Consider the following 10,159-nt stretch of genomic DNA (forward strand, 5'->3'; position numbering starts at 1 on the left):
TAATAGCCCGCTTGCGGGGGAGGTCGCTGCGCCCTTGCGCAGCGGGTGGGGGCTCTCGCCCCACGAAGAGTCCCATCGCGGAGACACCCTCACCCCAACCCTCTCCCGCAGGCGGGAGAGGGAGCGCAGTGTTCGTCGCGGACGCAGTTCGACCCGATCTCATCGTGCTGCTGCGGCTTGCGTGCACGTGGGACTACTAAAGATGCAGCCCCTGCGGCTTTGCCGCAGGGGCTTTTTGTTGAGGCAATGTCGGCAAAATGGTAAGCCATACGGCTAACACCAAGAGCTTTCGGATCAAGAAAGCCGTGACACAGCATCAATGTCATCCAAAAGGGAGAGAGACGGAATGTCCGTTATCAAGAAACTTGCGATTCTTTCGGCAGCGTTCGGCTTGCTTGCGGCCACTGCCGGCACTGCGTCGGCACAGAAGAAATACGACCCCGGCGCCTCGGATACCGAGATCAAGGTCGGCAACATCATGCCCTACAGCGGACCGGCCTCCGCCTATGGCGTGATCGGACGCACCGAGGCCGCCTACTTCAAGAAGATCAACGACGCCGGCGGCATCAACGGCCGCAAGATCAATTTCGTCTCCTATGACGACGCCTATTCTCCGCCGAAGACGGTTGAGCAGGCGCGCAAGCTGGTCGAAAGCGATGAGGTGCTGTTCATCTTCAATTCGCTCGGCACGCCGCCGAACACCGCGATCCAGAAATACATGAACTCGAAGAAGGTGCCGCAGCTCTTCGTCGCCACCGGCGCCACCAAATGGAACGATCCGCAGAACTTCCCGTGGACCATGGGCTGGCAGCCCAGCTACCAGAGTGAAACCCAGATCTACGCCAAGTACATCCTCAAGAACTACCCGAACGCCAAGATCGCGGTGCTCTACCAGAACGACGATTACGGCAAGGACTATCTGAAAGGCCTGAAGGACGGGCTCGGCTCCAAGGCCTCCACCATGATCGTTGCCGAAGAAAGCTACGAGACCTCCGAGCCGACCATCGATTCCCATATGGTCAAGCTCAAGGCCACCGGCGCCGACATCTTCATCAATATCACCACGCCGAAATTTGCCGCGCAGGCGATCAAGAAGAACGCCGAGATCGGCTGGAAGCCGCTGCACTTCCTCAACAACGTCTCGGCTTCCGTCGGCAGCGTGCTCAAGCCGGCCGGCTTCGAGAACGCCCAGGACATCATCTCCGCCGCCTACCTCAAGGACGCCTCCGACAAGCAGTGGGACAACGATCCCGGCATGAAGGAATTCTATGCCTTCATGGCCAAGGATTTTCCGGAAGGCGACAAGCTCGATGGCGGTACCGTGGTCGGCTACGGCGTGGCGCAGACGCTGGTTCAGGTGCTGAAGCTGTGTGGCGACAACCTGACGCGCGAGAACGTCATGAAGCAGGCGGCGAGCCTGAAGGATTTCCGTACCGAAGTCCTGCTGCCCGGCATCAAGATCAACACCGGAGCAAACGACTTTGCTCCGATCAGCTCGCTTCAGCTCATGAAGTTCAAGGGCGACAAGTGGGAGCTGTTCGGCGACGTCATCAGCGCTGACGTCGGCGGTTGAAAGCCTCCTGCGGTTACCCAAGGTTAAGCACGCAAAGCTCCTGCGACACATTCGCAGGGGCTTTTTGTTGCCAACATGATTTTCCGCGCTATCAATGCGATGCACCAGAATGGGAGCTTCTGCTCCGAAGGAGTCCTATGCCTATGTTGACCCGACGCCGCCTTGCAACCGCATTCCTCGGCTTTGCCGTAACCGCCACCACGGCCTCTGCCGCACTCGCGCAGAAGCAATATGACACCGGTGCGACGGACACCGAGATCAAGATCGGCAACATCGTGCCCTATAGCGGGCCGGCTTCGGCTTACGGCAGCGTCGGCAAGGCGATGGCCGCATTGTTCAAGAAGGTCAACGACGAGGGCGGCATCAACGGCCGCAAGATCAACTTCATCTCCTATGACGATGCCTATAGCCCGCCGAAGACGGTCGAGCAGGCACGCAAGCTGGTCGAAAGCGACGAGGTTCTGCTGGTGGTCGGCACGCTGGGCACCGCGCCCAACACTGCAATCCAGAAATACCTCAACAGCAAGAAAGTGCCGCAGCTCTTTGTCGCCACCGGCGCGACCAAGTGGAACGAGCCGAAGACCTTTCCCTGGACCATGGGCTGGCTGCCGAGCTACCAGAGCGAAGCGCGCATCTACGCGAAATACCTGACGAAGGAGAAGCCGGGCGCCAAGGTGGCCGTGCTCTACCAGAACGACGATATGGGCAAGGACTATCTGAAGGGCCTAAAGGATGGGTTCGGCGCAGACGCCTCGCGGATCGTCCTGGAGGAGAGCTACGAGGTCTCGGAGCCGACCATCGATTCGCACGTGGTGAAGATCAAATCGGCCAATCCGGACGTTCTGGTGCTTTACACTACGCCGAAGTTCGGCGCGCAGGCGATCAAGAAGCTGGGCGAGATGAACTGGAAGCCGCTCACGATCATCTCCAACGTCAGCGCCTCGACGGCGGCCGTGATGAAGCCGGCGGGCGTTGAGAACTCGCAGGGCGTGATCTCGGCGGCTTATGCCAAGGATGTCAGCGATCCCCAGTGGGCCAACGATCCCGGCATCAAGGCATTCGACGATCTGCTCGCGAAATATCTTCCCGAGATGAACCGGATCGACTCTTCGGCGATGACCGGTTACAACCTTGCGACTACCATGGTAGAGGTGCTCCGTCGCTGCGGCGACAACCTGACCCGGGAGAATGTCATGAAGCAGGCGCAAAGCCTGAAGCAATTTGCGCAAGGCGGACTGTTACCGGGCGTGACGCTGACCACGAGCGCGACTGATTACATGCCGATCGAGCAGTTGCAATTGATGCAGTTCAAGGGTGAACGCTGGCAGTTGTTCGGCGAAGTCCTCAGCGGCGAGATCTCTGGCAACTGATGACGAACCGACGCCCTCTTCTGCGCGCGATCTTCGATGCGGCGGTAGCTGCCGCCCATCCGGACGTCGTGCTGGCGCCGCACCTCCGTCCGGTGCCGAAGGGGAGGGTGATCGTGCTTGCCGCGGGCAAGGGCGCCGCCGCCATGGCGGCGGCGGCCGAACGACACTATCTCGACGCGCTCGAGCTCGATCCGGCGCTCCTGACAGGGATCGCGACCACCCGTCACGGCCATGGCGTGCCGACCCGCCGGATCAGCGTGATCGAGGCCGGCCATCCCGTACCTGACGAGGCCGGGCTGAAAGCCGCCGACGACACGCTGCGGCTGGCGGCGACGGCGACCGCGGATGATCTCTTGCTGGTGTTGATCTCCGGCGGCGGCTCCGCCAACTGGATCGCGCCGGCGGACGGCGTCAGTTTTGCGCAGAAGCAGCAGGTGAACCGGGCGCTGCTCCGCTCGGGTGCGCCGATCGGCGAGATGAACATCGTGCGGAAACATCTGTCGCGCATCAAGGGCGGCCGCCTGGCGCGGGCCGGCCAGCGCGCGGAGATCGTGACGCTCGCGATTTCCGACGTGCCGCATGACGATCCTTCCGCGATCGCATCCGGCCCCACGGTCCCCGATCCGACCACGCTTGCGGATGCACGCGCCATCGTCGCCAAATACAATCTTGCCGTCGACGACGCCGTTCGCCGCGCGCTCGATGATCCCGGCAATGAAAGCTGCAAGCCGGGCGATCCCGCCTTTGCGCGCGCGACGTTCGAGTTGATCGCGAAGCCGAAGGCATCGATCGAAGCCGCGGTCAAGGTCGCGCGCGAAGCCGGCTATGCGACCATCGATCTCGGCGCTGATCTCGAAGGCGAAGCGCGCGACGTCGCCGCCGCGCACGCGCAGCTTGCGCTAGCGGCCCGCAGCGAGGGCAGGCGCGTCGCGATCCTGTCCGGCGGCGAACTCACCGTAACCGTGCGCGGCAATGGCCGCGGCGGCCCCAACCAGGAATACGCGCTCGCGCTCGCCGATCTGCTCAGGGGCATGACCGATGTCTCGGCGCTTGCCGCGGACACCGACGGCGCCGACGGCGGCGCCGGCAGCGCCAGCGACCCGGCCGGCGCCGTCATCGACCACTCTACGTTCGCGAAGATGAAATCGCAGGGCCTCGATCCCAGGGCCTATCTCGAGAATAACGACGCCAGCGGCTTCTTCGCTCAAACCGGCGATCTGCTCCTGACCGGCCCGACCCTGACCAACGTCAACGACGTCCGCGTCATCCTGGTGGACTGAGGCTCGCTGCTGTCGTTCTCGCCGTAAGCACCGGTGTCATTCCGGGGCGCGCGGAGCGCGAGCTATGATGTGCAATTGCACATCAGAGAATCCATCGGGCCGCAGACACAGGTGGAAAAATGGATTCCGGGCTCATCGCTGCGCGATGCCCCGGAATGACGTGGATAGAGCGGCGCATTCCAACCTATCCCCTCACCCTGAGGAGACCGCGCAGCGGTCGTCTCGAAGGGCGAGGCCACCGGCGGGGCCTCATCCTTCGAGACGCGGCCAAACGGCCGCTCCTCAAGATGAGGGTCTGCAGAATCGTAGGATGGGTAGAGCGGAGCGAAACCGATCATTGGCGCGGCATGCTCCATCGCGATGGGTTTCGCTGCGCTCTACCCATCCTACGGCAACTCCGCCCTCAAAACTCGCGCGCGATCTTCGCCAGCATCTCCAGCAGCGCCGCGTGGTTCTCAGGTCCGAGCAATTCGATCAGCCGCGCCTCGTGCTTGTTGGCGACGAGCTTCTTGGCGCGTGCCAGCACCGCGCGGCCCTTGTCGGTGAGCACGAGAATGTGCGAGCGGCGGTCGCTTGCCGAGCGCATGCGCGCGCAGAGTTCGCGGCTCTCCAGGGCGTCGAGCATCGCCACGAAATTCGGCCGCAAAATGCCGAGCGTACTTGCGATCTCGGTCTGGTTGCGGCCGGGATTCTGGTCGAGCAGCAAGAGCACCGAGAATTGTGCCGGCGTGAGTTGCAAGGGCGCGACGCAGCGCAGAAAATCCTCGAACACCCTGAGCTGCGCACGCTTCAGCGAATAGCCCAACAGCCCCGACAGTTCTCCGAGGTGGAGCAGGCCGTCGTCGCTCGAAGCGTCAAGATCCTGCCCGGCGACGGGGCGGGATACCTTGACGGCATCGGCGGCGGTCTTGGGAACAGTCATCGCTCGAGGCTCGCAATCCCGGTAGTCGGGCTCTTGAGATTATATTCGATAATTGTTATTAGTTATATCAAACGTCGGCAGCTTTCAACAGCCGACACCGGACGATCGAACGCTGCGACGCGTCGATCGGCCCGCCGCGTGAGGGGGAGCGCTCGGCCTTGAACACGACGATCATGCTGTTCCTGCTGCAGGACGGCATCACCAACGGCGCCATCTACGCATTGCTGGGGCTGGCTCTGGTCCTGGTGTTTGCGGTCACGCGGGTGATCCTGATCCCGCAGGGCGAGTTCGTCACCTATGGCGCGCTGAGCTATGCCATGCTGGCGACCGGGCAGGTGCCGGGCACCGCGAAGCTCGCGGTCGCGATGGGACTGGTGGCGTTCGGCCTCGATTTGTTCTTTGCGCGGAAGTCGCTGCATGCGCGCCTGATCGCGCGCGCCGTCGCGGTCGACATCGTCTTTCCACTGGCCGTCTGCCTGCTGACCTATGCGCTCGCCGGGCCGAAGACGCCGATCGCCGTGAACATCGCGCTTGCGCTCTTGATCGTGGCGGCGATCGGGTTGTTCCTCTACCGCATCGCGTTCCAGCCGATCGCGCATACGTCCGTGCTGGTGCTGTTGATCGCCTCCGTCGGCTGCCATCTCGCGCTGCAGGGTCTGGGTCTCGTGTTCTTCGGCGCCGAAGGCCTGCGCGGACCGGCGCTCTCCAACGTCGCGCTGACTGCGGGCGCGCTGCGCTTCACCGGCCAGAGCCTTGCGGTCTACGGCCTCACCATTGCGTTCATCGTCGCGCTCTGGCTGTTCTTCGGCTATTCGCTGACCGGCAAGGCACTGCGCGCCACCGCCGTCAATCGTCTCGGCGCCCGCCTCGTCGGCATCCGCACCACGCTGTCCGGCCAGATCGCCTTCCTGCTGGCGTCGCTGATCGGCGCGATCTCGGGAATTTTGATCGTACCGATCACGACGCTCTATTACGACACCGGCTTCCTGATCGGCCTCAAAGGCTTCATCGCGGCGATCATCGGCGGTCTCGTCAGCTATCCCCTGACGGCCGTCGCTGCCATTCTGGTCGGTGTCGTCGAAGCGTTCTCCTCGTTCTATGCCAGCAACTTCAAGGAAGTCATCGTCTTCACGCTGATCCTCCCCGTCCTGGTGCTGCGTTCGCTCGCGGCGCCCGCGGTCGAAGAAGAGAAGGATTGAGCGCGATGACGCAGCGATTGCCTCTCGTCATCTTCGCCCTCGTGATGGCGCTGATCCCGCTGGTGCCGGGCATGCCGCCATTCTGGATCGTGCTGCTCGACAATATCGGCCTCGCCGCGCTGGTGGCGATGGGACTGGTGCTGCTGACCGGCGTCGGCGGCCTCACCTCGTTCGGGCAGGCGGCGTTCTGCGGTTTCGGCGCCTACACCACGGCGGTGCTGACGACCGCTTATGGCGTGTCGCCATGGCTGACGCTGCCGCTCTCGCTCCTGGTCAGCGGCATCGCCGCGGTGCTGCTCGGCATCGTGACGGTGCGGCTGTTCGGCCACTATCTGCCGCTCGGCACCATCGCCTGGGGCATCGCGCTGTTCTATCTCTTCAGCAAGCTCGAATTCCTCGGCCGCAATGACGGCATCTCCGGCATCCCGCCGGTTGCGATCGGCTCCTACGAGATGCTGAGCCCCGGCACGATCTACTATGCGATCTGGATCGCGGTCTTGATATCAGCGGTGCTGACGTTGAACCTGTTGGACTCCCGCACCGGCCGCGCCATCCGCGCGCTGCGCCGCGGCCATATCGCGGCCGAAGCCTTCGGCGTGCAGACGCCGCGCGCCAAGCTTCTGGTGTTCATCTACGCCGCGGTGCTGGCGGGCCTGTCCGGCTGGCTCTATGCGCATTTCCAGCGCGCTGCCAATCCGACGCCGTTCGGTCCACAGGCCGGCATCGAATATCTCTTCATCGCCGTCGTCGGCGGCGCCGGCTATGTCTGGGGCGCGGTCCTCGGCGCCGGCATCGTCGTGATCCTGAAGGAAGTGCTGCAGAGCTATCTGCCTTACATCTTCGGCGGCCAGAGCCAGCTCGAGACCATTGTATTCGGAATCCTTCTGGTGATGCTGCTGCAGCTTGCGCCATCCGGCGTCTGGCCGTGGCTGACGGCGCGGCTGCCGCTCAAGACGGCCCGCAGGACGGCGGACACGTCGTTGACGCTGCCGGCCCGCGAGCGCGCGCCGTCGACGTCTGCCGTGCTCCTGCAGCTCGACAAGGCGCGCAAGCAGTTCGGCGGCGTCACCGCGGTCAACGACGTCAGCTTCGACGTCAAGGCCCGTGAGATCGTGGCGCTGATCGGCCCCAACGGCGCCGGCAAGAGCACGACCTTCAACCTGATCACGGGCGTCTTGACCGCGACCAGCGGCGCCATCTCCGTGCTCGGCAGGAAGGTTGAGAACGCGCCGCCGCAGGAGGTGGTGAAGCTCGGCGTCGCCCGCACCTTCCAGCACGTCAAGCTGGTGCCCGACATGACCGTGCTGGAGAATGTCGCGATCGGCGCCCATCTGCGCGGGGCATCCGGCGCGGTCGCCAGCATGTTCCGGCTCGACCGCGCGGATGAAGCAAGGCTGCTCGCGGAAGCGGCGCGGCAGATCGAGCGCGTCGGGCTCACCGACCAGATCGACCAGCTCGCGGGCTCGCTCTCGCTCGGCCAGCAGCGCATCGTCGAGATCGCCCGCGCACTCTGCGTCGATCCGATGCTGCTCCTGCTCGACGAGCCCGCCGCCGGCCTGCGGCATATGGAGAAGCAGCGGCTCGCGGCATTGCTGCGGCAATTGCGCGACGGCGGCATGTCGGTGCTCCTGGTCGAGCACGACATGGGTTTTGTCATGGACCTCGCCGACCGCATCGTCGTGCTCGATTTCGGCACCAAGATTGCGGAAGGAACGCCGGCGGCGATCAAGAAGAACCCCGAGGTCATCAAGGCCTATCTCGGAGCCGCGGCATGAGTGCGTTGTTGTCGGTGTCCGATGTGCATATCGCCTATGGCAAGGTCGAAGCCGTGCGCGGCGTCTCGCTCGAGGTCAATGAGAACGAGATCGTCACCATCATCGGCGCCAATGGCGCCGGCAAGACCACGCTGCTCAACGCCGTCATGGGCATCCTGCCGCTCAAGGGCCGTACCACCTTCGCGGGCCAGGACATGGCCACGCTCGACATCGAGGACCGCGTCGCGGCGGGCCTGAGCCTGGTGCCGGAGCACCGCGAACTGTTCGCGACCATGAATGTCGAGGACAATCTGCAGCTCGGCGCGTTCCGGATCCCGAAGGCGACCGCGGCAAATTCGTTCGAGCGCGTCTACAATCTGTTTCCGCGCCTGAAGGAGCGCCGCAAGCAGCTCGCCGGCACGCTGTCCGGCGGCGAGCAGCAGATGCTCGCGATGGGTCGGGCGCTGATGGGCGCCCCGAAACTCCTGATGCTGGACGAGCCGAGCCTGGGCCTCGCGCCGATCATCGTCGCCGACATCTTCCGCACCATCGGCGAGCTTCGCGCTGCCGGCGTGTCGGTGCTGCTGGTCGAGCAGAACGCCCAGGCCGCGCTGCAGATCGCCGACCGCGCCTATGTGATGGAGCTCGGCGAGTTCGTGCTCAGCGGAGCGGCCCGCGACATCGCCAGCAACCAGCGCGTCGCCGCAAGCTATCTCGGCTTCCAGCATGAAGGCGAGAGCGCGGTTTGATCTTACTTCCGTCATGCCCCGCCACCGGGTCTCGCCTTCGGCGAGCCCGATGACAGGCTCCGGCGGGGCATCCAGTAGCCAGCAGCCCATCGGTTCAATTCCTGCTGCGGATTACTGGATCACCCGCCTTCGCGGGTGATGACAGTCGTGGATGCGGAGCCGCACGCATCGTCACATCGCCGGGACGTATTTTCCGTCCTTCACCGTGAGCAGGATCCGCAAGCGATCGTCGAGACCGTAACGGTCTTTTTCGGTCCAGTTATAGACGCCCTGCGTGGCGACGATTTCCTTCTCGCTCATCAGCGCCTGACGGATGCCTTCGCGGAATTCCGGCGTGCCGGGCTTGCCGGCCTTCAGCGCGACCGGGATGACGCGCTTCAACACTTCGAAGGCGTCGTAGGAGTGGCCGGCAAACTGGCTGCGGCTGTTGGCGCCGTACTTGGCTTCATAGGCGGTGTTGAGCGTAAGCCCCGGCTTCTTGGTTAGCGCGCTGTCCGGCTGGCTCTCCGGCGCCATCACCGGGCCCGACGCCATGATGACGCCTTCCGCCGCGGCGCCGCCGATGCGGATGAAGTCCATGCTGGCGGCGCCGTGGGTCTGGTAGATCAGGCCCTTGTAGCCGCGTTCGCGCAGCGCGGTCTGCGGCAGCGCCGCCGCGGTGCCGGAGGCGCCGACCAGGATCGCGTCGGGGTTGGCGGCGACCAGCTTCAGCACCTGGCCCGCGACCGAAGTGTCGGGCCGGGCAAACCGCTCTTCGTCGATCATCTGCAGGCCCATCGGCACGGCCTGGGCCTTGAAGTCGTTGAACCAGAGGTCGCCGTAGGAATCGGAATAGCCGATATAGCCGACGGTCTTGATGCCGTGCGCCTTCATGTGCTCATACAAGACCTTGCCCATGATCGGGATCGACTGCGGCATGTCGACCGACCATTTCGCGCGCGCGTCGTTGATCGGAAACGGCGCCAGCCCGAAATGCGGGATACCAGCCTCGTTGGCGACGGTGGAGACCGCGATCGAGGGCGGGGTGGTGGAGGAGCCCATGATGATGTCGGCCTTCGATTCCGTGACGAAGCGCCGCGCGTTGGTGGTAGCAGCGGTCGGGTCGCCGCCGTCATCGAGCACGATCACCTTGAGCGGCACGCCGCCGATTTCCTTCGGCACGAAATCCAGCGCATTGCGTTCGGGGATGCCGAGCGCCGCTGCCGGCCCCGTGGTCGAGATCGAGATGCCGATGACGATCTCGTTATTTTGCGCGGATGCCGCCGTGCCCGGCAGCGCCAGCGCCGCAGCAAGCGAAGCAGCGGCGAGATGG

8 protein-coding genes are annotated in these 10,159 nt (G+C 64.3%); 6 read left to right on the forward strand and 2 right to left on the reverse strand.

Annotated elements, in window-relative coordinates; all coding sequences use genetic code 11:
• Positions 1 to 346 precede the first annotated feature (346 nt).
• The 3 genes from CWO89_RS34640 to CWO89_RS34650 all read left to right on the forward strand — a co-directional run bounded on the left by CWO89_RS34640 (position 347) and on the right by CWO89_RS34650 (position 4,223).
• Positions 347 to 1,573, forward strand: a complete 1,227-nt coding sequence (locus CWO89_RS34640) for an ABC transporter substrate-binding protein (RefSeq protein ID WP_130582934.1) — start codon at positions 347 to 349, stop codon at positions 1,571 to 1,573.
• Between the two features lie 137 nt (positions 1,574 to 1,710).
• Complete coding sequence (locus CWO89_RS34645) at positions 1,711 to 2,943, forward strand: ABC transporter substrate-binding protein (RefSeq protein WP_130582935.1); 1,233 nt, start codon at positions 1,711 to 1,713, stop codon at positions 2,941 to 2,943.
• Entirely contained in the window at positions 2,943 to 4,223 is a 1,281-nt protein-coding gene (locus CWO89_RS34650) for a glycerate kinase type-2 family protein (RefSeq protein ID WP_130582936.1), read from the forward strand. The genes CWO89_RS34645 and CWO89_RS34650 overlap by 1 nt, the downstream gene beginning before the upstream one ends.
• Positions 4,224 to 4,626: 403 nt before the next feature.
• Here CWO89_RS34650 and CWO89_RS34655 read toward each other — a convergent pair whose 3' ends face one another.
• A complete protein-coding gene (locus CWO89_RS34655; RefSeq protein WP_130582937.1) occupies positions 4,627 to 5,145 on the reverse strand; it encodes a MarR family winged helix-turn-helix transcriptional regulator in 519 nt (172 codons plus the stop codon).
• Positions 5,146 to 5,303: 158 nt separating this feature from the next.
• Here CWO89_RS34655 and CWO89_RS34660 point away from each other — a divergent pair, with 158 nt between their 5' ends.
• The 3 genes from CWO89_RS34660 to CWO89_RS34670 are packed head-to-tail and all read left to right on the forward strand — an operon-like array spanning position 5,304 to position 8,847.
• Positions 5,304 to 6,344, forward strand: a complete 1,041-nt coding sequence (locus CWO89_RS34660; protein ID WP_165421450.1) for a branched-chain amino acid ABC transporter permease — start codon at positions 5,304 to 5,306, stop codon at positions 6,342 to 6,344.
• 5 nt (positions 6,345 to 6,349) lie between these two features.
• Entirely contained in the window at positions 6,350 to 8,119 is a 1,770-nt protein-coding gene (locus CWO89_RS34665) for a branched-chain amino acid ABC transporter ATP-binding protein/permease (protein WP_130582938.1), read from the forward strand.
• Positions 8,116 to 8,847, forward strand: a complete 732-nt coding sequence (locus CWO89_RS34670) for an ABC transporter ATP-binding protein (RefSeq protein WP_130582939.1) — start codon at positions 8,116 to 8,118, stop codon at positions 8,845 to 8,847. Before CWO89_RS34665 ends, CWO89_RS34670 begins: the two co-directional genes overlap by 4 nt.
• A gap of 171 nt (positions 8,848 to 9,018) precedes the next feature.
• Here the strand turns inward: CWO89_RS34670 and CWO89_RS34675 are convergent.
• On the reverse strand, positions 9,019 to 10,159 hold a 1,141-nt coding region (locus tag CWO89_RS34675; protein ID WP_130582940.1), incomplete at its 5' end, for an ABC transporter substrate-binding protein.

The organism is Bradyrhizobium sp. Leo170, from assembly GCF_004296405.1.
GTDB lineage: Bacteria > Pseudomonadota > Alphaproteobacteria > Rhizobiales > Xanthobacteraceae > Bradyrhizobium.